This window comes from uncultured Algimonas sp., assembly GCF_947498175.1.
In the GTDB taxonomy this organism is placed as follows: Bacteria; Pseudomonadota; Alphaproteobacteria; order Caulobacterales; family Maricaulaceae; genus Litorimonas.
Genome location: NZ_CANMJB010000001.1, coordinates 117,700 through 142,973, shown reverse-complemented (window position 1 = coordinate 142,973; position 25,274 = coordinate 117,700). Strand labels below are relative to the sequence as shown.

At 62.1% G+C, this 25,274-nt stretch carries 22 protein-coding genes; 16 read left to right on the top strand and 6 right to left on the bottom strand.

Annotation, left to right across the window (positions count from 1 at the left end):
* Positions 1 to 3 precede the first annotated feature (3 nt).
* The 12 genes from obgE (at position 4) to Q0718_RS00670 (ending at position 11,959) form a co-directional block, all read left to right on the top strand.
* Positions 4 to 1,050: a GTPase ObgE gene (gene obgE / locus Q0718_RS00725; protein ID WP_298911964.1), complete on the top strand. Its 1,047-nt coding sequence runs from the start codon at positions 4 to 6 to the stop codon at positions 1,048 to 1,050.
* Complete coding sequence (gene proB / locus Q0718_RS00720; RefSeq protein WP_298911961.1) at positions 1,035 to 2,147, top strand: glutamate 5-kinase; 1,113 nt, start codon at positions 1,035 to 1,037, stop codon at positions 2,145 to 2,147. The genes obgE and proB overlap by 16 nt, the downstream gene beginning before the upstream one ends.
* Positions 2,144 to 3,427: a glutamate-5-semialdehyde dehydrogenase gene (locus Q0718_RS00715; protein ID WP_298911955.1), complete on the top strand. Its 1,284-nt coding sequence runs from the start codon at positions 2,144 to 2,146 to the stop codon at positions 3,425 to 3,427. The genes proB and Q0718_RS00715 overlap by 4 nt, the downstream gene beginning before the upstream one ends.
* Positions 3,424 to 4,023 (top strand): nicotinate (nicotinamide) nucleotide adenylyltransferase, encoded by a 600-nt coding sequence (gene nadD / locus Q0718_RS00710; RefSeq protein ID WP_298911952.1) that lies wholly within the window; start codon positions 3,424 to 3,426, stop codon positions 4,021 to 4,023. Before Q0718_RS00715 ends, nadD begins: the two co-directional genes overlap by 4 nt.
* Before the next feature lie 16 nt (positions 4,024 to 4,039).
* Positions 4,040 to 4,546 (top strand): ribosome silencing factor, encoded by a 507-nt coding sequence (rsfS, locus tag Q0718_RS00705; protein WP_298911949.1) that lies wholly within the window; start codon positions 4,040 to 4,042, stop codon positions 4,544 to 4,546.
* Entirely contained in the window at positions 4,543 to 5,013 is a 471-nt protein-coding gene (locus Q0718_RS00700; protein WP_298911947.1) for a 23S rRNA (pseudouridine(1915)-N(3))-methyltransferase RlmH, read from the top strand. The genes rsfS and Q0718_RS00700 overlap by 4 nt, the downstream gene beginning before the upstream one ends.
* Positions 5,014 to 5,066: 53 nt before the next feature.
* Positions 5,067 to 6,215, top strand: coding sequence for a peptidoglycan DD-metalloendopeptidase family protein (locus Q0718_RS00695; protein WP_298911944.1), 1,149 nt, complete (start codon positions 5,067 to 5,069; stop codon positions 6,213 to 6,215).
* Positions 6,216 to 6,305: 90 nt separating this feature from the next.
* A complete protein-coding gene (locus Q0718_RS00690) occupies positions 6,306 to 7,661 on the top strand; it encodes a S41 family peptidase (RefSeq protein WP_298911941.1) in 1,356 nt (451 codons plus the stop codon).
* A complete protein-coding gene (locus Q0718_RS00685; RefSeq protein WP_298911938.1) occupies positions 7,661 to 8,971 on the top strand; it encodes a S41 family peptidase in 1,311 nt (436 codons plus the stop codon). Before Q0718_RS00690 ends, Q0718_RS00685 begins: the two co-directional genes overlap by 1 nt.
* Positions 8,972 to 8,998: 27 nt before the next feature.
* A complete protein-coding gene (locus Q0718_RS00680; RefSeq protein WP_298911935.1) occupies positions 8,999 to 10,165 on the top strand; it encodes a divergent polysaccharide deacetylase family protein in 1,167 nt (388 codons plus the stop codon).
* Complete coding sequence (locus Q0718_RS00675; protein WP_298911933.1) at positions 10,162 to 10,644, top strand: RNA pyrophosphohydrolase; 483 nt, start codon at positions 10,162 to 10,164, stop codon at positions 10,642 to 10,644. Before Q0718_RS00680 ends, Q0718_RS00675 begins: the two co-directional genes overlap by 4 nt.
* A 19-nt stretch (positions 10,645 to 10,663) precedes the next feature.
* On the top strand, positions 10,664 to 11,959 hold the full coding sequence (locus Q0718_RS00670; RefSeq protein WP_298911931.1) for a TCR/Tet family MFS transporter: 1,296 nt from the start codon (positions 10,664 to 10,666) through the stop codon (positions 11,957 to 11,959).
* A 7-nt stretch (positions 11,960 to 11,966) separates the two neighbouring features.
* Here the strand turns inward: Q0718_RS00670 and Q0718_RS00665 are convergent, their stop codons facing one another.
* The 6 genes from Q0718_RS00665 to Q0718_RS00640 all read right to left on the bottom strand — a co-directional run bounded on the left by Q0718_RS00665 (position 11,967) and on the right by Q0718_RS00640 (position 20,382).
* The gene (locus Q0718_RS00665; RefSeq protein ID WP_298911928.1) at positions 11,967 to 12,359 is read right to left on the bottom strand and encodes an ATP synthase F1 subunit epsilon; all 393 of its coding nucleotides are present in this window, start codon (positions 12,357 to 12,359) and stop codon (positions 11,967 to 11,969) included.
* 12 nt (positions 12,360 to 12,371) lie between these two features.
* On the bottom strand, positions 12,372 to 13,898 hold the full coding sequence (gene atpD, locus Q0718_RS00660; protein ID WP_298911925.1) for a F0F1 ATP synthase subunit beta: 1,527 nt from the start codon (positions 13,896 to 13,898) through the stop codon (positions 12,372 to 12,374).
* Between the two features lie 25 nt (positions 13,899 to 13,923).
* Positions 13,924 to 14,823, bottom strand: coding sequence for a F0F1 ATP synthase subunit gamma (locus tag Q0718_RS00655; protein WP_298911923.1), 900 nt, complete (start codon positions 14,821 to 14,823; stop codon positions 13,924 to 13,926).
* Positions 14,824 to 14,826: 3 nt separating this feature from the next.
* Positions 14,827 to 16,362, bottom strand: a complete 1,536-nt coding sequence (gene atpA / locus Q0718_RS00650) for a F0F1 ATP synthase subunit alpha (RefSeq protein ID WP_298911919.1) — start codon at positions 16,360 to 16,362, stop codon at positions 14,827 to 14,829.
* Between the two features lie 61 nt (positions 16,363 to 16,423).
* Complete coding sequence (locus tag Q0718_RS00645; protein ID WP_298911898.1) at positions 16,424 to 16,981, bottom strand: F0F1 ATP synthase subunit delta; 558 nt, start codon at positions 16,979 to 16,981, stop codon at positions 16,424 to 16,426.
* 200 nt (positions 16,982 to 17,181) lie between these two features.
* A complete protein-coding gene (locus tag Q0718_RS00640) occupies positions 17,182 to 20,382 on the bottom strand; it encodes a TonB-dependent receptor (RefSeq protein ID WP_298911895.1) in 3,201 nt (1,066 codons plus the stop codon).
* Positions 20,383 to 20,603: 221 nt separating this feature from the next.
* On the opposite strand from Q0718_RS00640, the gene map reads away from it, so the two are divergent.
* From map to purB, 4 genes are all read left to right on the top strand, one after another.
* Complete coding sequence (map, locus tag Q0718_RS00635; RefSeq protein ID WP_298911893.1) at positions 20,604 to 21,425, top strand: type I methionyl aminopeptidase; 822 nt, start codon at positions 20,604 to 20,606, stop codon at positions 21,423 to 21,425.
* A 10-nt stretch (positions 21,426 to 21,435) separates the two neighbouring features.
* On the top strand, positions 21,436 to 22,263 hold the full coding sequence (gene radC / locus Q0718_RS00630) for a DNA repair protein RadC (protein ID WP_298911890.1): 828 nt from the start codon (positions 21,436 to 21,438) through the stop codon (positions 22,261 to 22,263).
* Between the two features lie 118 nt (positions 22,264 to 22,381).
* Positions 22,382 to 23,815 (top strand): MFS transporter, encoded by a 1,434-nt coding sequence (locus Q0718_RS00625; RefSeq protein WP_298912948.1) that lies wholly within the window; start codon positions 22,382 to 22,384, stop codon positions 23,813 to 23,815.
* Positions 23,816 to 23,859: 44 nt separating this feature from the next.
* A complete protein-coding gene (gene purB / locus Q0718_RS00620) occupies positions 23,860 to 25,194 on the top strand; it encodes an adenylosuccinate lyase (protein WP_298911888.1) in 1,335 nt (444 codons plus the stop codon).
* The last annotated feature ends 80 nt before the right edge of the window (positions 25,195 to 25,274 follow it).

Here is a 25,274-nt window from a genome sequence, read left to right as displayed (position 1 = left end):
GCCATGAAGTTTCTCGACCAAGCCAAGATCTATGTCCGTTCCGGCAATGGCGGGGCGGGCAGCGTGTCGTTCCGGCGCGAAAAATATATCGAGTTCGGCGGCCCGAACGGCGGCGATGGCGGGCGCGGCGGTCATGTCCACATCGAAGCGACCGACGATCTGAACACGCTGATCGACTTTCGTTACCGCCAGCATGCCAAGGCCGGCACGGGCGGGCACGGCATGGGCCGCGACCGGTCCGGCGCATCCGGCGAGGACATCACCTTGATGGTGCCGGTCGGAACGCAGGTGATCGACGCGGAGACGGACGAGATGCTGGTCGACCTGGCCAAGGACGGGCAGCGGGCCATGCTGGCGCGCGGCGGGAACGGCGGCTGGGGCAATGCCCGCTTCAAATCGTCCACCAACCAGGCGCCGCGCAATGCCAACCCAGGCGAGCCGGGCGAAGAGCGCACGATCTGGCTGCGGCTGAAAGTGATCGCCGATGCTGGCCTGGTCGGCCTACCCAATGCGGGCAAGTCGACGTTCCTGGCGGCCGTATCGGCGGCGAAGCCGAAACAGGCGGACTATCCCTTCACGACGCTGCATCCGCATCTGGGCGTGGTCGATCTGGGGCCCGGCGAGCGGTTCGTGCTGGCCGACCTGCCCGGCCTGATCGAAGGCGCGGCGGACGGGGCCGGGCTTGGCCACCGCTTTCTCGGCCATGTCGAACGCTGCGCGGCGATCCTGCACCTGGTCGATGCGACATCCCAGGACCCGGCGGAGAACTACCGGATCATCCGCGGCGAACTGGACGCTTACGGCGAAGGCCTGACCGACAAGCCGGAGATCGTGGCGCTGACCAAGTGCGAAACGGTGGGCGAAGACAATCTGGCCGCGGCCAAGGCCGAGCTGGAATCGGCTTGCGGCCGGACGGTCTTCCTGGTTTCGTCCGTCGCGCGGCAGGGGCTGAAACCGCTGCTGTCGGCTCTGTACCAGCATGTCGATGCGCGACGCACGTCGGAGCGGGCACCCGACGCCGATGAGGCCGCCGGATGGTCGCCTCTGTGACGGGGCTGAACCGCTACAGACGGATCGTCGTCAAGGTCGGATCGGCCCTGCTGATCGAGGGCGGGGCGCTGCGGCGCGCCTGGCTGACACGGCTATGCAGCGACATCGCCAATCTGAAATCGGCCGGTGCAGAGGTTGTTCTGGTGTCTTCCGGTGCGGTTGCGCTGGGCTGTCCGGTGCTGGGACTGGACCGCGCCAAGCTGTCCCTGGCTCAGAAACAGGCGTGTGCGGCGGCTGGGCAATCGCGGCTGACGCGCGCCTATGACGATGCGCTGGGCGCGTTCGGCCTGCGCTCGGCCCAGGCGCTGCTGACGCTGGACGACACGGAAGACCGGCGGCGCTGGTTGAATGCGCGCGCGGCGCTGCGGACCCTGGTGGACGCGGGCGTCGTGCTGGTGGTCAATGAAAACGATACCGTCGCCACGGCGGAGATCCGCTACGGCGACAATGACCGGCTGGCCGCCCGCACGGCGCAGATGATCGGAGCGGACATGCTGGTCCTGCTGTCCGACGTGGACGGGCTCTACACGGCCGATCCGCGTCTGGACTCCGTGGCTGAGCACATTCCGGTCGTGGAGCGGCTGACGGACGATGTGCTGGCCATGGGCGGCGAAGCCAATAAACGAGGCGGGGTCGGGTCTGGCGGAATGGCGACGAAACTGCTCGCCGCGCGCATCTGCATGGACTCCGGCTGCGACATGATCGTGTGCGACGGGCGGCCCGACAATCCGCTGGGCCGCCTGGCAGGTGGCGCCAGGCACAGTTTGTTCAAGTCCCAGGCCGACCCGATCAGCGCGCGCGCGCAGTGGATTCGCGGCAGCCTCGCACCGAGTGGACGGTTCGTCGTCGACCAGGGCGCGCAAAACGCGCTTGGCGACGGCCGCAGCCTGTTGGCAGCGGGACTCGTCTCCGTCTCCGGCACCTTTTCCAAGGGCGACACGGTTTGCGTCGTCGGCGCGGATGGCTGCGAGATCGCGCACGGCCTGTCCGCCTATGACAGCCCGGACTTGCCGCCTTTGTGCGGTCTGCGGTCCGACGAGATCGACCATCCCTACGGTCCGGTCGTCATCCATCGCGACAATCTGGTGATGCTATGAACGCCCTTCACGATCGTCACGGCGCGCTGGCAGACGCCATGGGCGATCTGGGCCGCAAGGCACGGGACGCCTCGCGCAGCCTGGCGACGATCGACGGTGACGCCAAAACGAAAGCGCTCCATGCGGTTGCCGCCGCATTGCGGAATGCGACCCATCATATCCTCACCGCCAACGCGGCCGATGTGGAAGCTGCGGCGGCGCGCGGGCTGAGCGCCGCCATGATCGACCGGCTGACGCTCGACAGTCCCGCAATCGAGGCCATCGCCGCCAGCGTCGAGGCCATCGCCGATCAGGACGATCCAGTCGGCGCCGTGTTGGAAACATGGACGCAACCGAACGGGCTGCGCTTCAGGAAAGTCGGCGTTCCCATCGGCGTGATCGGCATGATCTATGAAAGCCGTCCCAACGTCACGGCGGACGCGGCGGCGCTCTGCGTGAAGTCGGGCAATGCGGTGATCCTGCGCGGCGGGTCCGAAGCGGTCCAGTCCAACCGCGCGATCCTGAAAGCCGTGCAGCACGGATTGCGCGTCGGAACCATGCCTGAAAACGCCGTGCAGCTCGTCGGGACGCAGGACCGGGCCGCAGTCGGACACTTGCTGGGCGGCCTTGACGGCAAGATAGACCTCATTATTCCACGCGGGGGCAAGGGGCTGGTGAACCGGGTGCAAACCGATGCGCGCGTGCCGGTGCTCGCGCATCTGGACGGGCTGAACCACACCTATGTCCATTCCGCCGCGGACCTCGGCATGGCGCAGTCGGTCATCCTCAACGCCAAGCTGCGGCGTCCGGGTGTCTGCGGGGCGACGGAAACGGTGCTGGTGGACCGGAACATCGCGAAGGGTTTCGTGCCGGATCTCGTCTTGGCCCTGACCGATGCGGGATGCGAAGTCCGCGCCGATGCGGCGGCCATGGAGCTGTCGGACGGTTTGGTCGCCGCCAACGACACCGACTTCGACACGGAACATCTCGCGCCCGTCCTCAATCTGGCCGTCGTCGACGATCTCGACGCGGCGCTCGCCCATATCGACCGGCATGGCTCGGGCCATACGGACGCCATCATCACGGCCGATGCGGATGCCGCGCAGATCTTCCTCGACCGGGTCGATAGCGCCATTGTCATGCACAACGCCTCGACCCAGTTCGCCGATGGCGGAGAGTTCGGTTTCGGCGCGGAAATCGGCATTGCGACCGGACGGCTGCACGCGCGCGGCCCGGTCGGCGCCCAGCAGCTGACAAGCTATAAGTATCAGGTCTCTGGCGACGGAACTTCGCGTCAGTGAGACCGCTTGGCAGACCGCGCTCGGGGCTGGCCGTCGGATTGTTCGGCGGGTCGTTCAACCCGGCGCATGCGGGCCATCTGCATGTCGCCGAAGCCGGACTGCGCGAACTGGCGCTCGATCAGGTCTGGTGGCTCGTCAGCCCGCAAAACCCGCTCAAGCCCGCCCAGCCCGATGCGCGGCAACGGGCCGACACGATCCGCGCGCTCGACCTGCCCTATGCCATGAAGATCAGCCACATCGAGACCCGGCTGGAAACGCGCTACACGGTCGAATTGCTGCGGATCCTGCGCCACCGCAACGCCGATACGCGCTTCGTCTATATGATCGGCGCCGACAATCTGGCGCAGATGCCGGAGTGGAAGGACTGGAAGGCGCTGTTCGAGCTCGTACCGGTCGCCGTGGTCGCGCGACCCGGCCAAGCGGTCAGGGCGAGATTGGGCCGGGTGGCGCGCCGGGTGGCACAGTCGCGCGTGTCGGAAGCACAAGCGCATACGCTCAAGGACCGCGACCCGCCCGCCTGGACCTATCTGACCCTGCCGCTCAACCCTTTGTCCTCGTCGCGCATCCGGATGCGACAGTCTGCGGAGCCATCATAGTTTTGCCGCGTTGAGTATGCTAACGACGCCAAAAGCCCTCACCCCGGACCAAAGGAGACCGACCCTGTCCGACGCTCTCGCTCACGCCCCTTTCATCAATGCCGGGACACCCGAAGCCGACGCGCTCCATGACGACGCCCAAGCTTTGTCCCGCTACGTCCAGGAGATCCTGGACGACAATTCCGCCCAGGACATTCTGGAAATCGACATTCGCGGCAAATCCTCCGTCGCCGACTACATGATCGTCGCGTCCGGGCGGTCGAACCGTCACGTCGGCGCCCTGTCCGACTATGTGTTGCGCGGCCTGAAACAGGCCGGGTTCAAGGATATCGGCACGGAAGGCCAGGACGGCCAGGACTGGGTCCTGATCGACGGCGGCGATGTGATCCTGCACATCTTCCGCCCGGAAGTTCGCGTCTTCTACAATCTGGAGAAGATCTGGTCCGTCCCGCTGCCCGACGGCTTGCGCGGCGTGGCGGAACGCTCCCCTGACGAATCAACTCCCAACGAATCAAGGGAGTGAGGCTGGTTCTTCGCGCGGGCGGTGCCCTGCGCACCGGCCCGGAACGCGATCTCGTCGATGACTATCTCGGCCGCGCCAGAGGGTTGGCGCGAGGCCTCGGTTTCCTCGATGTCGAGGAACACAGCGTCGATCTGGGCAAGTGCCGATCGCGCGCCGACGAAACCGAGAAAATCGTCGGCGGCGTGCCGCGTGATGCGGCCGTCTTCGTCCTGGACGAGCGCGGCAAGTCGCTCACCTCGCGCCAATTGTCGGACGCGCTCGTCCGGCTGCGCGACGAGGGCCGGCCGTCATCCGTCTTCCTGATCGGCGGGGCGGACGGGTTCGACCCGGCCGCCCTGCCCTCAGGCATACGCAAAATCTCTTTCGGATCACAGACTTGGCCGCACAAGCTCGTGCGGGTCATGCTGGCCGAGCAGATCTACCGCGCCCTGACGATCCTCGCCGGAACGCCCTATCACCGCGACTGAACTCCGACCACGCCAGGCATTGACGAACGATGCCTTCCTGCGGAAGAGCACCCATGCGCCTCGTCGTTTTCCTTCTCATCCTACTGGGCCTTGCCGGTCCGGTCGCCGCCCAGCAGGCCGAAGACCTGGACGCGCTGACACAGGCCGAGTCCGAAGCGCGCGAGACCGAAGCCCGTCTGAAAACCGAACGCGAAACGGTCGGCCGCGAGATTGCGGAGCTGAAGGCCGCGCTCGCCCGGGATGTCGAACAGACCCGCGCCTTCGAGCGCGAAAGCCTGCGGATCAGCGAGCGCGTCGCCGAGGCGACGCAGACGCTGGACCGGCTGGAAGCCGAGCTGGCCGAGACCCGCATGGAAACGCAGCAACTGCTTGCCGCGTTGCAGCGCCTTCAGATGGCGCCCAGCGCCGCGGCGATCGCCGATCCGGACGACGCCGTGCGCACGGCGCAGGCCGCGACCATGATCGACATATTGTCGCGCGAATTGCGGCTCCGGGCGGAGCAGACGGTCGCCCTGGCGGCACGCGTGTCCGAAAGCCGCGCCGAAGCGCAGGCGCAACAGGCCGAACTCGACGCCAACACCGAAGAGTTGCGCCGCCGCCGCGCCCAGACGGAAGCGCTCGTCGCGCAGAAGGAGGCGCTGCAGGCCTCGATCCAGTCCGACGAGGACAAGGCGCGCGCCGAGGCGGTGCGGCTGGCCAGCGAAGCCGAAACCTTGCGCGAATTGCTGGAACGCGTCGCAGCCATTCCCGATGACATCACGCCGCGAATCAAGCCGGGCGTCCGGCCGGACGAACCGGTCGTCCTGCCGCCCGGCACGGTGCGCTTCGCCGAAGCCAAGGGCGGCGTCGTCCGGCCCGTCACGGGCTCGCTGACGAAGGGCTTCGGGCGCGGGGCGGAAGGCCAGACCTATTCGGCCCGGGGCGGCGGACAGGTCCTCGCCCCCTATGCGGGACGCGTGGAGTTCGTCAGTCCGACCCCCCGCATGGATCTGGGCTACATCGTGATCATCAATCTGGACGATACGCATTACATGGCACTGACGGGCTTGGGCCAACCCTATGTGGGTTTGAACGAGGTGGTGAAGCGGGGCGAGCCGATCGGGCGCATGCCCGAAACGTCGGGCCGCACGGACCTCTATCTGGAACTCCGCCGCGACGGGCGGCCCATCGACCCGGAGCCCTGGATGGGCGGACGAGGTTAAACGTCTGTAAGTCGGACCATAAATCGCAGCAATTTGACTGGAAACGCGTCCGTCGCGGCGATAGGCAATGATTTCGCAAGGAGACGCCCGATGAAATATGTATTGCCGCTCGTGGGCACGGTTGCCGCCGTCAGCCTGTTCGCGGTCTCCACGGCCAACCAGGCGGCGCTCGCGGTCGAGAAACCTTCCTACACCGATACGTTCGAGCAGCTGGACCTGTTCGCCGACGTCATGGCGCGCGTGCGCAGCGACTATGTCGTCGAGGTCGAGGACGGCGAGCTGATCGAGGATGCCATCAACGGCATGCTGCAATCGCTCGACCCACACAGCTCCTACGTCAATCCGGAAGATTTCCGCCGCCTGCAGGAACAGACCACGGGCCGCTATGTCGGCGTCGGGATGGAGGTCACTCAGGAAGACGGCTACGTCAAGGTCGTCGCCCCGATCGACGGCTCTCCCGCCAAGGAGGCCGGGATCAAGTCCGGCGACTATATCATTGAAATCGATGGAAAAACCGTTCTGGGCCTGTCTTTGACCGAAGCGGTCAACACGATACGCGGCAAGGCCGGCGACAGCGTCACGCTGACCATCGCCCGCATGGACGAAGACCAGAAGGACATCACGCTGGTGCGCCGCGAAGTGGACCGCGAAGTCGTGACCCACGAGATCAAGAACGGGGTGCCCTATATCCGGATCAGCCAGTTCAACGAAAAGGCTGCGCCGGGCTTCGAAGGCGCGGTGACGGAATTGCGCCGCCAGGTGAATGGCCGCCTGCCCGGCCTCGTGCTGGACCTGCGGACCAATCCCGGCGGATTGCTGGACCAGTCCATCAAGATTTCCTCCTACTTTCTGGACGGCGACAAAGTTGTCTCCACACGCGGACGCGACGGGGCCGACCAGCAGAACTACGATGCCGAGCCGGGCGAACTGCTGCGTGGGGTGCCGGTCGTCGTGCTGATCGACGAGGCGTCGGCGTCGGCATCCGAGATCGTGGCGGGCGCGATACAGGATCACGACCGCGGCATCGTTCTGGGCATGACCAGTTTCGGCAAGGGATCGGTCCAGTCGCTCATCCCGTTGCGCGGCGGACGCGACGGCGCACTGCGCCTGACGACCCAGCGCTATTACACGCCGGACGGCCGGTCGATCCAGGCCACGGGCATCGACCCGGACCTGTTCGTCTCCTCCTTTCCCGATGACGGCGAGGACCATTCGCGCATGAGCGAGCGCGACCTGCCCAATGCCATCGAAAACGAAAATCCCGTGGACGATGCGCAAGACGCCAGCGAGACGGCCCCCGAAGAGGGTGCGGAAGTGCCGGCGGACGCCGTGATCGACTATCCGCCGGTTGATTTCGATATCCAGGAAGATTACCAGCTGCAGCGCGCCATCGCCCTGATCAAATCGGGCGAATATCCGCAGCGGCTCGCGGAATTGTCCGACTAGTGCCGCTCGGACGGGGGATCATCGCATCGCTGATGGGCGGTCTTGCGCTGGCTTCGGGCCAGTCGCATGCCGCGCCGCCCGAGGGCCCCGACGCGCCGTCCTACGACAAGATGCAGGTCATGGCCGACATCATGACCATCGTGGAGCGCGAATATGTCGAACCGGTGGAAACGCGCGCACTGATCGAAGGGGCGCTGAACGGCGCCTTGTCCAAGCTCGATCCGCATTCGGCCTATGTGCCCCCCACCGACTTCTCCGAGCAGCGCGAGGCCGCGCGGCGCGAATATGGCGGGCTGGGCATCGAAGTCCTGATGGAAGACGGGCTGATCAAGATCACCTATGCGCTCGAAGAGGGTCCGGCCTATGCCGCCGGCATCCGGACGGGCGATTTCATCACCGCCGTCGAAGGCGTGTCGATCCGCGACCAGGATCTGGACGACGCGGTCGAGGGCATTCGCGGACTGGCCGGAGATCCGGTCGATGTCACCGTCCAGTCGCCCAACGGTGTGACACGCGTGGTCACGGTCATCCGCCAACAGGTGCGTGGCCGCGCCTTGCGACACCGTGTCGAGGACGGGCTGGCCTATGTGGTGATCGAAAGCTTCAACAATGACCGCCTGACCGGCGACATGGTCCGGGCGCTGGAGATCTTGCAAGGTGAGCTGGGCGGCGAGATTCCGGGCCTGATCATCGATCTCCGCGGCAATCGCGGCGGGCTCCTCACGCAGTCCGTCTCCATCTCCGGCCTGTTCCTGGACGGCGGCGAAGTGCTGTCGGTCCGCGGTCGCGACGACCGCGACACGGAACGCTATCATGCCGAAGACGGCGAGACCCTCGCCGGTGTGCCGATCGTCGTGCTCGTCTCGCCCGGATCGGCCAGCGCCGCCGAAATCCTCGCCGGATCGCTGCAGGACCGCGGACGCGCCATCGTCGTGGGTCGCCGCACCTTCGGCAAGGGCTCGGTCCAGTCCGTCACGCCCCTGCCCGGCGAGAAAGGCGCGCTGCGCCTGACGACGCAGAAATATTACACGCCGTCCGGCAAGAGCATCCAGGGCCGCGGCATCATGCCGGACCTGCTCGTCTCCGCCCTGGACGATGACGGGGAGCTGCGCCGCCGGTTCCGGGAAGACAGCCTGCCGAACGCCCTGATCAATCTGGACGAGACGGATTACGAGGAAAAGTATGACGACGTCCTCTTTCCGCCGGAGAATTTCCCGCGCGACGAGGACTTCCAGCTCGCCACGGCGGTGCGCATCCTGAAATCGCCGCGCTATGCCGAGCTCCTCGACGCGCAATCCGATCTCGACTAGCGCTGCGGTCCGGCACAAGAAGCCCGCATGAGTCCGGACAAACCGACCGCGAGGGCTGCTGCGCATCGGCGGCGCCAATCGCCCCGCCTGCCCAGACGCCGCCACCACCTCGCCCTGTCGCTTGGCCTGTTGGCTGTCGTCGCCGCCCTGCCTTTCCTGCTGGCGCGCCTCGTGGGCGACGGGGCGGACGCCGAACCGCACGGCGCCGTGGCGATCGCCACGCTTCCCGCTGGGCAGCGCCCTTCCCCCTTGGACGCCAGCGCGGACCGCCTGCCCGACCTGCTCGCCGACACCGTTCCCGTCGGGGACAACCCAACGGAGGCGATGGTGCGGGAGACGAAACCAGGGATTGCCACGCCTGATAAACCCCGAGTCATCACACTCCCCGAACCCGATTTGGAGGCACCGCCGCTGGATGCATCCCTGACACGCCAAAGCGCATCCGGACCGATACCGGGCCCGAACGCCCAGGGCCTCACACCGCTGGCCGCCTACCGAGCGGCCGTTCCCGATCTCGACGACCGCCGCCCCGTCTCGCTCATCGTCGGCGGGCTGGGCATCAATGCGGAGTTGACGGAGCGGGCCATCCGGGACCTGCCTGCCGCCGTCACCCTGTCCTTTGCGCCGCAAGCGCCGGATCTGCAGGATTGGGTCGGCAAGGCGCGCGCACGGGGTCACGAAGTCCTGCTGGAGATCCCGATGGCAGGCACAGGCTTCGATCCGTCCGCCACTGAGGCGGACAGAACGCTCCGCACCGATACCGACGCCGAACGCAACCGGCGGACACTGCATGCGCTCCTGGCGTCCGCCCAGGGCTATGCCGGCGTCACGCATTATCAGGGCGAGGCCTTCCTGACACGAACCGACGCGGCCGCGCCCGTTTTGGCGGAGCTTGCCGCATCCGGGTTGGCCTTTTTCACCGATGGATCATTCGAGACGCCGTCCCTGTCCGCCCTGGCCCAATCGGCGAAGCTGCCTTTTCGTCAGGGTCACGGGATCATCGATCCCGCGCCGAGCCGCCGCATAATCGATGCGCGACTGAACCGGTTGTCCGACGCCGCAGCGACGGACACCGGGGTCGTCGGAGTCGGCTTCGCCTATCCGCAGACGCTCGACGCCGTCCAAGGGTGGGCCGCGACATTATCCGACGACGGTCTCGTCCTCGTCCCCGCCACGGCAGCGCTCCCGGAATGAAATCCGACATCAAGCGTTACCGGCCCTGTGTCGGCGTCTGCCTTTTCAACGCGAAGGGCCGAGTCTGGCTCGGACGGCGCTACGGCGAGAGCGGACCGCATAGTTGGCAGTTCCCGCAAGGCGGTCTGGACGCCGGTGAGAGCCCGGAGTTCGGCGCCTTGCGGGAATTGTGGGAAGAAACCGGCATCACCATTGCGCATCTCTCGCCCTTGGGCCGGATCGAGGACTGGCTGACCTACGACTATCCGGCGGGCGTCGCACCGAAGAAGGGCCAGCGCTATGCCGGGCAGCGCCAGCTTTGGTTCGCCTACCGCTATCACGGCGCCAAAACGGATTTCGACCTGACGGCCCACGGCACGCAGGAGTTTTCGGAATGGAAATGGGCGAAGCTGCACAAGACGCCGGGCAAGGTCATCCCGTTCAAGCGGGGGGTTTATGAACGGCTGGCGCGCGAATTCGAACGGTTCGCCGCGGATTGAAACCGGTTAAGGCCGTCCCATGACCTCCTCCTTCCGGGACCGCCACGCTCTGATCTTCGTCCTGATCACGGTCGCGATCAATTCGATCGGCTTCGGGATCATGATCCCGGTCCTGCCCGATCTCATCAAATCCCTGACAGGTCTCGGCAACAACCAGGCCGCCTTGCATCTGGGCGGCATGACCTTCGTGTTCGCCGTCATGCAGTTCGTGTGCATGCCGGTCGCGGGCGGCCTGTCCGATGCATTCGGGCGACGGCCGGTCATGCTCGTCTCGGTCGGGGCGTTGGCGCTGGACTATCTTCTCATGGCGCTCGCGCCGACCGTGGCCATCCTCTATCTCGGCCGCGCCATATCGGGTGCGTTCGGCGCGACCTTCTCGACGGCCAATGCCTATATCGCCGATGTCAGCCCTCCGGAAACGCGAGCGCAGAACTTCGGCCTGGTCGGCGCCGTGTTCGGCGTGGGCTTCATCCTCGGTCCCGTGCTCGGCGGATGGCTGGGCGAGTTCGGGCCGCGCGTGCCGTTCTTCGCCGCCGCCGCTATCTGTGCGGCGAACTTCGTCTACGGCCTCGTCGTCCTGCCCGAGACGCACAAGCCGGAAAAGCGCCGGGCTTTCGATCTCGCCCGATCCAATCCGGTCGGTTCGCTCAGGAGCCTGGGCCGGATCACCGGCGTTAAAGGCTTGATCTTCGTCTATTTCCTGCTGGCGCTGGCCCACACGGTCTATCCCAGCACCTACACGCTTTCGACGCAGGAAGCGCTTGGCTGGACGCCGAAGGATGTCGGCAATTCGCTCGGCGCCTTCGGCCTCGCCAGCCTGTTCGTGCAGGGCTACCTGATCCGGATCGCCATACCCAGGCTGGGTGTCTATTGGTCCGGCCTGATCGGCATGGTTAGTGCGGTGCTCGCCTATTTCATTCTCGGCAACGCGACCCAGGGCTGGATCGTCTATGCGGCCGGACCGTTCGCCGCCCTGGCCGGGTTCTACGGCCCGGCCCTGACGAACATGATGAGCGTGCGCGTCTCCGATAGCGAACAGGGCGAGTTGCAAGGCGCACTCGGCGCCGCGCAAGGGCTGGCCCTCATGATCGGCCCGCTGGTCCTGACCTGGGTGTTCTACGTCTTCGCCGACCCGGAGACGTCGGCCTTCTATCTGCCGGGTTCGCCGTTCCTGCTCGCCGCCGGGCTCGCCGTCATTTCATTCGCAACGTTCATCATCGCGACGGATGCAAGCGACCGGGCGCGACCCGCGAGACAGTCTGACGACAGACAAGAAAAAAGCGGCCCGGAAGCCGCCATTCCAAAAAGACGGTGATCGAAGCTCAGACCAGGTCGAACAGCATTTCGAGGCCGTCGATATTCTGGCGCGCGGCAAGCGCGCCTTCATCGCCCAGCGCGTCCAGGTCCGCCTTCGCCTTTTCGATTTCCGCGCTAAGGTCGTCGCGCGTCATGTCGCGCAGCGGCAGGGCCCGTTCGGCCAGAATGGTAAGTCCGGCGGGTGTCACGTCGGCAAAGCCGCCCTGGACAAAGAACTTCTCTTCCTTGCCGCCATCATAGAGCGTGATCGCCCCGGTCGAGAGCGCCGCCATGAGCGGCGCGTGGTCGGGCAGGATACCCATATTGCCTTCGGTCCCCGGCAGATCGACCTGGTCGACCTGCCCCGAAAACAATTCCCGCTCCGGCGAGACGAGAGAGACGTTGAGCTTGTCAGCCATGGCGGCTGGCCTCTACGCCGCGTCGGCAGCCATCTTGGCCGCCTTCTCGATCACGTCGTCGATGCTGCCGACCATGTAGAAGGCCTGTTCCGGCAGATGATCGTAGTCGCCGTCCACGACACCCTTGAAGGAACGGATCGTCTCTTCCAGCGGCACCTGGATCCCTGGAGAGCCGGTGAAGACTTCGGCCACGTCGAAAGGCTGGGACAGGAACTTTTCGATCTTGCGCGCGCGCGCGACCGTCATCTTGTCCTCTTCGGACAGCTCGTCCATCCCGAGAATGGCGATGATGTCCTGGAGCGACTTGTAACGCTGCAGGATCTCCTGGACCCGGCGGGCGACCTGGTAGTGCTCCTCGCCGACGATGCGGGGTTCGAGGATCCGAGACGTCGAATCGAGCGGATCCACGGCCGGGTAGATGCCCTTCTCCGAGATCGCGCGGTTCAGAACGGTCGTCGCGTCCAGGTGAGCGAAGGAGGTCGCGGGAGCCGGGTCGGTCAGATCATCGGCCGGCACGTAGACGGCCTGGATCGAGGTGATCGAGCCCTTGTGCGTCGACGTGATCCGTTCCTGCATCTGACCCATCTCGGTCGCCAGCGTCGGCTGGTAGCCCACGGCGGACGGGATGCGGCCCAGCAAGGCGGACACTTCGGAACCCGCCTGGGTGAAGCGGAAGATGTTGTCCACGAAGAAGAGGACGTCCTTGCCTTCCTCGTCGCGGAAATATTCGGCCTGGCTCAGACCCGTCAGGGCAACGCGGGCGCGGGCTCCGGGGGGTTCGTTCATCTGGCCGTAGACCAGGGTCACGCGCGATTCGCCGTCGAGATCGATCACGCCGGCTTCCTGCATTTCGTGGTAGAGGTCGTTGCCTTCGCGGGTCCGTTCGCCGACCCCGGCGAAGACCGAATAGCCGCCGAACAGCTTGGCGATGTTGTTGATCAATTCCTGGATCAGAACCGTCTTGCCGACCCCCGCACCGCCGAACAGGCCGATCTTGCCGCCCTTGGCATAGGGACAGAGCAAGTCGATGACCTTGATGCCGGTGGCCAGCACTTCCGTTTCCGTCGCCTGGTCCACGAAAGGCGGGGCCTGCCTGTGGATGGAGGCTTTCGTTTTCGCAGAAATCGGGCCGCGTTCATCGATCGGCTCGCCGATCACGTTCATAATGCGGCCCAGCGTTTCCGGACCGACCGGCACGGTGATGGGCGATCCGGTGTCGGTCACGGCCTGCCCTCGGACCAGACCTTCAGTCGCGTCCATGGCAATGGTGCGGACCGTGTTCTGGCCGAGATGCTGTGCCACTTCGAGCACGAGGCGCGAGCCCTGATTGTCGGTTTCCAGCGCATTCTGGATTTCCGGCAGATCGCCCTCGAATTCGACATCGACGACGGCGCCGATGACCTGGCTGATCTTGCCGGTCGCTTCTATGTTGGTGTTGGCGACTTTCTTGGTCGCACGCTTCTTGGCCGGAGCTTTCTTAGCCGCGGGTTTCTTGGCGGGAGCCTTCTTCGCCGCCGTTTTCTTGGGTGCAGTCGCCATCGGGTGTTCCTGTCAGCTACGTACGTTAGAGCGCTTCCGCGCCTGAAATGATTTCAATGAGTTCGGAGGTGATCTTCGCCTGGCGCGTCCGGTTGAACGTCAGCGTCAGGTCGTCGATCATCTCGCCGGCATTGCGCGTGGCATTGTCCATGGCCGTCATCTTGGAGCCCATTTCGCCTGCCTGGTTTTCCAGCAGGGCGGAGTAGATCTGCGTATTGATGGAACGCGGCAGCAGGACTTCCAAAATGCCCGCCTCGTCCGGCTCGTAGGTATAGATCGCACCGCCGAGATCCGGAGCGGAAGCACCGGCCTCGGTCGCGTCGATCGAGGCGTTGGCGGGAATGATCGTCTGAGCGACCGGATCCTGCTCCATGACGTTGCGGAACTTGGCGAAGACCAGCTTGGCGATGTCGAATTCGCCAGCGTCGAACATGGACGTCACGTCCTCGCCGATGCCCTTGGCGATCCCGGCATGCAACGTCCGCTCTTCCTTCAGCGAGATGTATTTCACGATCTGGTCGCCATAGAGCCGATTAAGCTGATCATGGCCTTTCTTGCCGATTACATAGAGCTTCACCGACTTGCCGGCGCGCTCCTGCGCAACGATCTCTTCACGGGCGCGGCGGACGATATTGGTGTTGAACCCGCCGCACAGCCCGCGATCGGCTGTCGCAACGATCAGCAGAACCGTCTCGTCCGAGCCGGTTCCGGTCAGAAGCTTCGGGGCGTCACCGCCTCCCTCGCCCATGGAGTCGGCCAGATTGGCGATCACGCCGCGGATACGCTCGGCATAGGGGCGGGCATTCTCCGCCGCTTCCTGCGCCTTGCGCAATTTCGCGGCCGCGACCATCTGCATGGCGCGCGTGATCTTCTGCGTGTTCTTGACGCTGGAAATCCGGTTCTTGAGCTCTTTGAGAGAAGCCATCGATTAACCTGCGGTGTAGCTCTTGGTGAAAGCGTCGAGCACATCCTTCACCTTGGCTTCGATCTCGTCGGTCAACTTCTTCTGCGTCCCAATGTCCGACAGTAGAGCCGTCTGGTCGGTGCGCAGATGGTGAAGCAGCTTCGCCTCGTAGTCCTGCACATCGCCGACGGCGACATTGGCGAGATAACCACGCGTTCCGGCGTAAAGCACGACCACCTGCTCCTCGACCTGAAGCGGCGAGAATTGCGGCTGTTTGAGCAGTTCCGTCAGGCGGTCGCCGCGTGCCAGAAGGGCTTGCGTCGAGGCGTCGAGGTCGGAACCGAACTGCGCGAAGGCCGCCATTTCGCGGTACTGCGCCAGTTCGCCCTTGATGGGACCGGCCACCTGTTTCATCGCCTTGATCTGCGCGGCAGACCCGACGCGGGACACCGACAGGCCGACATTGAGCGCCGGACGGATACCCTGGAAGAACAGGTCGGTTTCGAGGAAGATCTGCCCGTCCGTGATCGAGATGACGTTGGTCGGGATGAAGGCCGACACGTCGTTGCCTTGCGTTTCGATGATCGGCAAGGCCGTCAGCGAACCGCCGCCATAGGGCTCGTCCATCTTGGCCGCACGTTCCAGCAGACGGGAATGGAGGTAGAACACGTCGCCCGGATAGGCTTCGCGACCCGGCGGGCGGCGCAGCAGCAGGGACATCTGGCGATAGGCCACGGCCTGTTTGGACAGATCGTCATAGACGATCAGCGCATGCATGCCGTTGTCGCGGAAATATTCGCCCATGGCACAGCCGGAGAACGGCGCGAGATAAAGCAGCGGGGCCGGCTCGGACGCCGTGGCGGCGACGACGATGGAATAGTCCATCGCGCCGTTTTCCTCGAGCGTCTTGACGAGTTGCGCCACGGTCGACCGCTTCTGTCCGACGACGACATAGATGCAGTAGAGCTTGTCGCTTTCGCGGTCCTCGTCGAATGCCGCCTTCTGGTTCAGGATCGCATCGATCGCCACGGCGGTCTTGCCGGTCTGGCGGTCGCCGATGATAAGTTCGCGTTGGCCGCGGCCGATCGGGATCAATGCGTCGATCGCCTTGATGCCGGTCTGCACCGGCTCATGCACGGATTTGCGCGGAATGATGCCGGGCGCCTTGACGTCGACGCGGCGGCGCTCCGTCGCTTCGATCGGGCCCTTGCCGTCGATCGGATTGCCGAGCGGGTCGACCACCCGGCCGAGCAGGCCCTTGCCGACCGGCACGTCCACGATTTCGCCGAGACGCCGGACCTGGTCGCCTTCCTTGATGGAACGGTCGTCGCCGAAAATCACGACGCCGACATTGTCGCTCTCCAAGTTCAGGGCCATGCCCTTGATGCCGCCCGGAAACTCGACCATTTCGCCGGCGCTGACATTGTCGAGACCATAGACCCGGGCGATGCCGTCGCCGACGCTCAGCACCTGTCCGACATCGGAGACCTTGGCCTCCTTGCCGAAGTCCTTGATCTGCTGTTTCAGGATTGTGGAAATTTCAGCGGCGCGAATGTCCATCGAAGAAGTCCTTGTCGTAAGGCCGGCCATCGCCGGAAATCAGAATGCGAAACCGCGTCGGTTACGCGTGTTTGAGAGCGAGGCGCAGGTCCTCGAGTTTGGTCTTGAGAGACGCGTCGTAAAGGCGCGAGCCGAGCTTGACGACGAAACCGCCGAGCAGGTCGGGATCGATCGCCGTCTCGATTTCGACGGTCTGGCCGGTCTCGGTTTTCAATTGCGATTGTAGCTCTGTCAGCTGCGCTTGCGTCAGCTTCGCGGCAGACGTCACGCGCGCGACCTGGCTGCCCCGCCTCAAGGCGACCAGCTCGTTGAAGGCGCTGATAATCGCCGGCAGATCGGCAGACCGGCGATTCGCCGCGACCGTACCGACAAACTGTTGCGTCAAAGGACTGACGCCGACCTTTTCGGCGATGGCCGTCAGGGCCGACACCTTGTCTTCGGTCGCGAAGACAGGGCTGTCGACTAAACGGCAGAGATCGTCACTGTCCTTGAACGCCTGTCCAACGAAAGCGAGATCCCTTTGCACGCGCGACAGCGACTTGGCTCTTTCGGCTAGGTCGATCAGCGCCTCGGCGTAACGCGCTGGGGCTTCGCCCGTGATAACATCTTCGGAAGTCAAGTGTGCAATGTCCGCTATAAAGGACCGGAAGAAAGATCCGATCGATCATCGAGGTCCGAAACATTTCCAAACCTCTCACATCCGCGCGCGGCCTAGCAAAACCCGATGCGAATGCCAACCGCGGAATCAGCGCGGCACATAAGTCTTCTTCATACACAAAAGCCGCCCCAGAGGGGCGGCTTAAAAGCTATGAATTAGCTTTAGAACTTTGCGTTGAAACCGATGAACATCCGACGACCAAAGATGTCGAAGATGTTGTTAACAGCATAAAGAGGCGGATCGTTGTCAAAAATGTTGATGACGCCACCTCGTAGCACGACACCTTCGCCCAGTTCGAATGTGCCTGTTAGATCATGTTGGTCGAACGATCCGGTTTTCAAGAACTCGCTGGGTATGTCAGCACCAGCAGCATCTCTGATATCAGGATTTTGTTCATCGAACACGTTCTGCGACGACTGCCAATCAACACGGTATGTCAGACCAAAGCGCCCGATATCCCAAGCCAAACGTGTGTTGAACCGCCACTCGGGAAAGCCGATTTCACCTTCGTCGGTATCGAACGTGGTATCATCGAGCGGGTCAGGCTGCGTATCGAAGTTGATCAGATGCGTGCCTTGCAAACGGAGCGTCAAGGAGCCGTAGTCGCTCGCAGACGCACCGAAAATATCAGACAAGTCTTTGCGATACAAAGCCTCAAAATCAATCCCCTCCGTTGCAAAGAATGCAGCATTGATCGGCGCAACGTTTATGTTGGCGATCTCATTTCCGTTTGCAGGATCGCGCTCAAAAGCTGCGCAGAAGGCATTATCAATGCCATTTGCACTATCGTAACAGTTGTTGACGACAGTTTGAGCACCCAGAGTCGTGGTGGCATCCTCAATATCGATGTTAAAATAATCAAGATCGATGACGAAGTCCGGTTCGAAACTCGGACGCCAGCTTACACCGAAGAAATACGTATCCGATGTCTCTTCGATAAGGTCGGGATTACCTCCGTTAAATCCCGAATTGGAGATATTAGGATTGGGATCAATGAAGTCAGCTGCAATTCCAGCCGCTGCACAATTAGCAGCCCGAACCGTTGGATCGTCTGCATTAGGTACGGATGAAACCGAGTCGCAGGGATCTAGTATCTGAAAGAAGGTCTGAGCTGGAGCTTGAAAGAGCTCGCCAATATTGGGCGCTCGAACAGATCTCGCAAAACCACCACTGAATCGAAGATCGGTTATGGGCTCCCACTCGCCGCGTGCGCTCCATGTGAAAGTCTCACCAATCGTAGTGTAGTCCGAATATCTCGCCGCTCCAGCCACGGTCAATTGCTCAGCAAACGGGGTTTCAGTAAGGATTGGAATTTCTAGTTCACCAAAGACCTCCGTCACACTGAACTTACCCGCCGTGGGTTGTATGACGTTTGCAAAAGTGTCTCTCTCAAGAGCCAACTCATCAGGGTTCGTTTCGGATCTTTCTTCGCGATATTCAGCACCGGCGACGAAGAACATATCTCCCGCACCCCAGAAATCACCGAGCGGGCCATTCAGACTGGCATTGAATACAACCTGCTCCTGCTCGAAGCGATCGTTAAGATTGGCCTGAACGTATTCGAGCGCATCACCGTTGATCTGGTTTTCGCCAAATACTGAAAATGGCACGCATCCATCGATCACCTGCTGAGATATATTGCCAACACCTGGTACAGATGCCGGGAGACCAACGGCTTGCAGATATTGCACACGGCAAACCACGTCCCCGACACTAAATCCTGAAGTGCCCCCTGCGGCAGCAATTCTATCAATATCAGCTTGGTTGATACGGATAGCGTCGGCCCCTGCGAAGAAAGAATCGTTCAATCGAACGTTGAGCTGTCTATTGGTGGCGAGAGTGCGGCCAAAATTTCCGGAAACCTCCCATTGCCATATATCATCACTGTCGACGAGAGAATCGATCTCACCCCGAAGCCCCCCGACCACACGGAACAGCTCGCGAGTCGCATCCTGCGAGCGATTGAATTCACCTTGAAAACGCTGCACGCTTGCAACGCCCAGATTGCCGTTGATTGCCGTTACAGCAGCAGGATCAAGGAATGCATTGTCAATTGCCGTAAATGGCGTGACACCGAACCTTTGCGCGCCCAACTGGCGAGGATCATCCGCCGTTCCAGGCTGGCCGATGAAGTTCGGCGCACCTGAAAAGAAGCTAGGTTGGAAGGAGGTTTGCGCACTTGTATGCGAATACCGCCCGTCAACGAACAACTCGACAGACGGAGTCAGCTCATAGCTGATCTTGCTCATAAGGTTCGTGACTTCGGAAGACGGCGTCAGCGATGCTATAAGGCCTGTATCAACACCTGGCCCATCACCGCCAATCAGTGTGGCACTCGAACCAATCAGCGCGCCCGTACGTGGATCCGTGCCTTGCAGAAACGGAATGGCCTGCCCAGAAGAATTAAATGTGAAAAAGTTACCGGTCGGAGAGATTCCATTTGGCCCGAAAGCATTTACCACACCCGCATTATTGATGATGTCCAAAGTAGCATTGGTAAACAGACCAAAATTAGGCTGACCATCTGGAATAGAAACACCTTCAGGGTTGTCAGTATCACTGTCTATGCGAATTAGTGCAGCATTGGGCTTGTAAAAATCGACGTCACTCTGCACCAACTCGTCAGCATTGCGAAGCTCAACCGCTATGAATGCGTTGCCTCGATCATCATCGAAATTACCGCCAACCATGCCGGAAAGACGGAATGAGTCGTTGAAACCATTACGGTCTTCTTGATAAGTGCCATCCAGTTCAACACCTTCGAAATCATCTACCAAGATGAAGTTCACAACACCTGAGACCGCATCGGCACCGTAGATGGCGGATGCCCCACCTGTTGCGACTTCCGTCCGCTCAATGGCAATTTGAGGAATCGTACTGATATCAACCGCCGAAGTGCCGCTCACGCTGGCAACCTGACGCTGGCCGTCCACAAGTGTTAGCGTTCGGTTTGTGCCAAGCTGACGCAAGTTCAAAAGCGACAATCCTGCTGCGTTGAGCGTAGCACCAGTCGTATCATCCGGAACTTGTGACCCCTGCAACGCGGGCGTATCCGAAAGAAAATCAGCTAGATCGATGAAGCCAGATTCGAAGAGTTGTTCTTGCGACAAGGAAATCAACGGAATTGGAGCGTCGCCAACAGTTCGGGCAATACGTGAACCGGTGACGATGACTTCATCGTCAAGCAGCTCTTCGATACGTTCTTCCTCAGCCGGAGTTGGGACGATTTCATCGTCGACCTGTGCGTAGGCAGGCATTGATACCATCGACGCAACGAGACTAACGGCCACGCCGGATAGGAGCAGGCGCTCCTTTATGCTTTTTGGCATTTGATTTCCCTTCAAGTTCGACAGCACTTTCATTTGGTTTTTGTCTGCAGCGTACTGAAACTGCTTTGACCATCGAATATTACAAACTCGCCAGACTTCAAGGCACCGACGCAATGACTTGGACCTAAGTGTTACGTTTGTGTAAGAGTGTGATGTTTTTGCATCACTTGCGTATACGCACGTTTTCCGCACCTCATCGTATGTTGCGGCAGAGGTCACTAGCCGTGTAAATCCGCCTCTGTTATAAGCGGCCGATGAACTACATCGACGCTACCGATGCACCCGCTTTGCGTGACGGCGCGATCAAGCTACATGGCTCTGCCGGTTTCGAAGGCATGCGCAATGCCGGGCGGCTTGCGGCGGAATGCCTCGATCATCTGGCGCCTATGGTGCAGCCCGGCGTCACGACCGGGGCTTTGGACGATGCGGCCCGAATCTTCGTCCTCGATCACGGCGCCCTGCCCGCCACGCTGGGTTATCGCGGGTACAAGCATTCGCTCTGCACCTCGATCAATCATGTCGTCTGTCACGGCATTCCAGGTGACAAACCACTCAAGGACGGCGATATTCTGAACATCGACGTCACCGTCATCGTCGACGGTTGGCATGGGGATACGTCGCGCATGTATGCGGCCGGGCAGCCGAACCGCCGGGCGGAACGATTAATGGATGTGACCTATGATGCGCTCATGCTCGGCATCGCCGCTGCAAAGCCGGGCAACAGGACGGGCGACATCGGGCACGCGATCCAGAGTTTCGCGGAAAACGAACGCTATTCCATCGTCGAGGATTTCTGCGGGCACGGTTTGGGGCAGCTGTTCCACGACAGCCCGAACATCCTGCACTACGGACGCCCGGGCGAAGGCGAAGAGTTGCGCACGGGCATGTTCTTCACCATCGAACCCATGGTCAATCTGGGTCGTCCGAGCGTCAAGATCCTGTCTGACGGCTGGACGGCCGTCACGCGGGACCGCAAACTGACCGCCCAGTTCGAGCATTCGATCGGCATCACCGAAACCGGCTGCGAGATCTTCACGACATCTCCGGTCGGGCTGCACAAGCCCTACGCGGCGTAAGCCGGGTCACATGGAAGAGCGTCCGCCCGAAGGGTTCGAAAACCTCTTCAACCAGGCTCTCGGGCAATCCGGGACCCGCCGCGACGATACGAGCCTCAAGGACTCCGAACGGATCGGTGACGCCTCCAAGGCGGCGCTACGTCCGGACGACAAGATAAAGACCTCCAAGCCGCATTTCCACGACCATCGGACACGGTTGCGCGACAAGTTCGCCCGCCGCGGAGCGGAAGCTTTCGACGATTACGAACTGCTGGAGCTGATTCTTTTCCAGGCTCTGCCACGAATCGACACGAAGCCTATCGCGAAAGCGCTGATCGGCGAGTTCGGCTCGCTCGCGGAAGTCGTCGCGGCGCCTATCGGAAAGCTGACCAAGATCAAGGGCATCGGTCCGAATGCGGCGCAGCATCTGAAAATCCTGCAACAGGTCGGCATCCGGATCGGGCAGAGCTCCATCATCAATCGTCCGATACTTTCCAGCTGGAACGCCCTGCTCGACTATTGCCGCGCCGCCATGCAATTCGAGGGGCGAGAACAGTTCCGCGTGCTGTTCCTCGACCGCAAGAACACGCTTCTGGCTGACGAAATCCTCGGACAAGGCACGGTGGACCGCGCGCCTGTCTATCCGCGTGAGATCGTGCGGCGCTGCCTCGTCCATGAGGCCACGGCGATCATCCTGGTCCACAACCATCCGTCCGGCGACCCGACCCCGTCCCGGCAGGACATCGACCTGACGCAGTCCATCATCGAAACGGCCAAGGCGATCGACGTTACCGTCCACGATCACCTCGTCGTTGGACGGAAGGACGTGGCGAGCTTCAAGATGTTGGGGTTGATGTAGGTTTCAGAAACAGCTCCGCTTGACCCCGCCCGTTTTTTCGCGTCATGACAGCTTGAACGGGGATCATGACATGACGGACATTCCGGTCGCGCAGGCCAAACCGAAACGCTACCGGACTATGGTCCTATTGCTGTTGACGCTGGTTTACGGATTCAACTTCATCGACCGCCAAATCGTTGGGATCTTGGCCCCCTTCATTCAAGCCGATCTCGGACTGACGAATACGCAGTTAGGTCTGCTGATAGGCCTGGCGTTCGCCGCATTCTACACCATCATGGGCATACCCCTGGCATTCCTTGCCGACCGCATGAACCGCGTGACGTTACTGGCTTTGGCTTTGGCGACCTGGAGCGGCTTCACGGCAATCACCGGTTTTGCGCAGAACTTCATGCATATCGCGCTCGCGCGCGTCGGGGTCGGAGTCGGCGAAGCGGGTGGAAGCCCGCCGTCGCATTCGATGATCTCCGACTTCTACGGCAAGGAAGAACGCGCAGGCGCGCTCGGCATATACTCGCTGGGCATTCCGTTGGGCATCATGAGCGCCTACTTCCTGACGGCGGCCTTGATCGGCGCAGACCCCAACACGGTCGATTGGCGACGGATTTTCATCATCCTGGGCGTTGCAGGCATCGCACTGGCGGTCGTTGTGAAATTAGTCATCCGCGAGCCCATGCGGGGGGCGATGGAAAACAATGTGTCGAAGACCAGTGGATACATTTCCATCCGCGAAGCCATGGCCAGATCGCGCATGATGCCGCGCTATATCGTCTTTGGTTTCTTGATCGGCTTGGTCCTGACCCTGACGTTGATGGGCGTTGTCGCTTGGCTCATCGCGGTCATCGCATCGCTGTTGTTCACGACGCTCTTCCTATTGTCGATACAGCCAGGGGTGCTGACCATCATTTCAATCAAGTCCTGGTGGTGGATGGCTCTCGGCATCGCCTTCGCGAGTTTCGCCGGTTATGCCGTCGCGGGATTCCAGACGAAATTCCTCAGACTGTTGGACCCGGAGTATAATTTCAGGACCATTATCATATGGATCGGCATCATTAACGGCACGCTCTATGTCGCTGGAACGTATTTCGGCGCAAAACTCGTTGATTGGAAAGCAAAGAAAGACATCCGCGCCTATGGATCGATCCCTGCAATTTCTCTAGCCATCGCCTTTCCGCTGGCGATTCTGACATTCTGGGCACCAACGGTTGAGTTGCATCTCATCTTCGGCGCAGGGCTGCAACTCTGTCTGGGTGTCTATCTCGGCCCGAGTTTTGCCATCGCACAGACATTGGCGCCAATCGCACTCAGGGCCATGTCGACAGCCCTGTTCTTCTTCGTCCTCAACATGATCGCCTTGGGCGGCGGGCCGACATTCGCGGGGTTCATGATCGACGTGTTCATGGAGCGCGGAAATGATGAATTGAGCGCGACACGCCTTGCCATGTATTGGACATTCGGGGCCATGTTGTTGGCGATATTCTTCTACTCTCTCGTGCGCATCACATTGCCGAAAGACTGGGCCGCGGCCGAAGCACGGAATTCTGCCGGGAGTTGATATCCTCCCCTTCCCTCGGCCGCTGCAATCGCTAGAACGCGGCCATGATAGACCGCTACACCCGTTCCGAAATGGCCGCGATCTGGTCGCAGGCCAGCAAGTATCGCATCTGGTTCGAGATCGAGGCCCATGGCTGCGACGCGTTGGCGGAGTTGGGCGTCATTCCAAAGGACGCCGCAAAGACGATCTGGGAAAAGGGCGGCGCGGCCGAATTCGACGTGGCGCGCATCGACGAAATCGAACGCGAGGTGAAACACGACGTCATCGCCTTCCTGACCCATCTGGCGGAGTTCATCGGCGAAGACGCCCGTTTCGTGCATCAGGGTTTTACCAGCTCGGACATTCTGGACACGACCCTGTCCGTGCAGCTGGCGCGCGCCACAGACCTTCTGCTCGACGGCATGGACCGTGTGCTGGCCGCGCTCGAGGCGCGCGCGCGCGAGCACAAATCCACGATCACGATCGGGCGGAGCCACGGCATCCACGCCGAACCGACGACGATGGGCGTCAAATTCGCGCGGTTTCACGCAGAGTTCGCTCGGGGGCGCGAGCGGCTCGTCCGCGCACGTGAGGAGATCGCCGTCTGCGCCATTTCGGGGGCGATCGGCACCTTCGCCAATATCGATCCCAGTGTCGAGGCGCATGTCGCCAAGGAGATGGGGCTGGCCGTCGAACCGGTGAGTTCGCAGATCATCCCGCGCGATCGTCATGCCGCCTATTTCGCCATGCTCGGCGTCATTGCGTCATCCATCGAGAATGTCGCGGTCGAGATCCGCCATCTGCAGCGTACCGAAGTGCTCGAGGCTGAGGAGTTCTTCTCGAAGGGGCAAAAGGGCAGTTCGGCCATGCCTCACAAGCGAAATCCCGTATTAACGGAAAACCTGACCGGCCTTGCGCGTCTGGTCCGTATGGCGGTCGTCCCGGCGATGGAAAATGTCGCCCTCTGGCATGAACGCGACATCAGCCATTCCTCGGTCGAGCGCGGCATCGCCCCGAACACAACCATCCATCTCGACTTCGCCCTTCATCGCTTGGCCGGCGTGATCGAGAAGCTGGTCATCTATCCGGACAAGATGAAAGCCAATATGGACCGGCTGGGCGGCTTGCATAACAGTCAGCGCGTGTTGCTGGCTCTGACTCAGGCGGGGGAGCAGCGCGAAAGCGCGTACCGCCTGGTGCAGCGCAATGCGATGAAAGTCTGGGAGATGTTCCGCAACGAAGGCGATGCCGGCGACGGCGCTTTCCGCGATCTGCTGCACCGGGACGACGACGTGACAGCGCTGCTGACGGCGGAGCAGATCGACGCCATGTTCGATGATGCCTATCATCTGAAGCATGTCGATACGATTTTCGACCGCGTCTTCACGCACGCCTCGTAATCGGTGCGATCGTCTGGACAGATGCACTGGAACAGGCGCTGGCAGAGCACCTTGGGTGTGTAACAGCCTGACATTTCCGT

What these genes read in the sequence shown, in the direction of transcription:
- obgE (WP_298911964.1), top strand. Translation starts at nt 4, where the DNA reads ATGAAGTTTCTCGACCAAGCCAAGATCTATGTCCGTTCCGGCAATGGC.
- proB (WP_298911961.1), top strand. Translation starts at nt 1,035, where the DNA reads ATGGTCGCCTCTGTGACGGGGCTGAACCGCTACAGACGGATCGTCGTC.
- Q0718_RS00715 (WP_298911955.1), top strand. Translation starts at nt 2,144, where the DNA reads ATGAACGCCCTTCACGATCGTCACGGCGCGCTGGCAGACGCCATGGGC.
- rsfS (WP_298911949.1), top strand. Translation starts at nt 4,040, where the DNA reads ATGCTAACGACGCCAAAAGCCCTCACCCCGGACCAAAGGAGACCGACC.
- Q0718_RS00695 (WP_298911944.1), top strand. Translation starts at nt 5,067, where the DNA reads ATGCGCCTCGTCGTTTTCCTTCTCATCCTACTGGGCCTTGCCGGTCCG.
- Q0718_RS00690 (WP_298911941.1), top strand. Translation starts at nt 6,306, where the DNA reads ATGAAATATGTATTGCCGCTCGTGGGCACGGTTGCCGCCGTCAGCCTG.
- Q0718_RS00680 (WP_298911935.1), top strand. Translation starts at nt 8,999, where the DNA reads ATGAGTCCGGACAAACCGACCGCGAGGGCTGCTGCGCATCGGCGGCGC.
- Q0718_RS00675 (WP_298911933.1), top strand. Translation starts at nt 10,162, where the DNA reads ATGAAATCCGACATCAAGCGTTACCGGCCCTGTGTCGGCGTCTGCCTT.
- Q0718_RS00670 (WP_298911931.1), top strand. Translation starts at nt 10,664, where the DNA reads ATGACCTCCTCCTTCCGGGACCGCCACGCTCTGATCTTCGTCCTGATC.
- Q0718_RS00665 (WP_298911928.1), bottom strand. Translation starts at nt 12,359, where the DNA reads ATGGCTGACAAGCTCAACGTCTCTCTCGTCTCGCCGGAGCGGGAATTG.
- atpD (WP_298911925.1), bottom strand. Translation starts at nt 13,898, where the DNA reads ATGGCGACTGCACCCAAGAAAACGGCGGCGAAGAAGGCTCCCGCCAAG.
- Q0718_RS00655 (WP_298911923.1), bottom strand. Translation starts at nt 14,823, where the DNA reads ATGGCTTCTCTCAAAGAGCTCAAGAACCGGATTTCCAGCGTCAAGAAC.
- atpA (WP_298911919.1), bottom strand. Translation starts at nt 16,362, where the DNA reads ATGGACATTCGCGCCGCTGAAATTTCCACAATCCTGAAACAGCAGATC.
- Q0718_RS00640 (WP_298911895.1), bottom strand. Translation starts at nt 20,382, where the DNA reads ATGAAAGTGCTGTCGAACTTGAAGGGAAATCAAATGCCAAAAAGCATA.
- map (WP_298911893.1), top strand. Translation starts at nt 20,604, where the DNA reads ATGAACTACATCGACGCTACCGATGCACCCGCTTTGCGTGACGGCGCG.
- radC (WP_298911890.1), top strand. Translation starts at nt 21,436, where the DNA reads ATGGAAGAGCGTCCGCCCGAAGGGTTCGAAAACCTCTTCAACCAGGCT.
- Q0718_RS00625 (WP_298912948.1), top strand. Translation starts at nt 22,382, where the DNA reads ATGGTCCTATTGCTGTTGACGCTGGTTTACGGATTCAACTTCATCGAC.
- purB (WP_298911888.1), top strand. Translation starts at nt 23,860, where the DNA reads ATGATAGACCGCTACACCCGTTCCGAAATGGCCGCGATCTGGTCGCAG.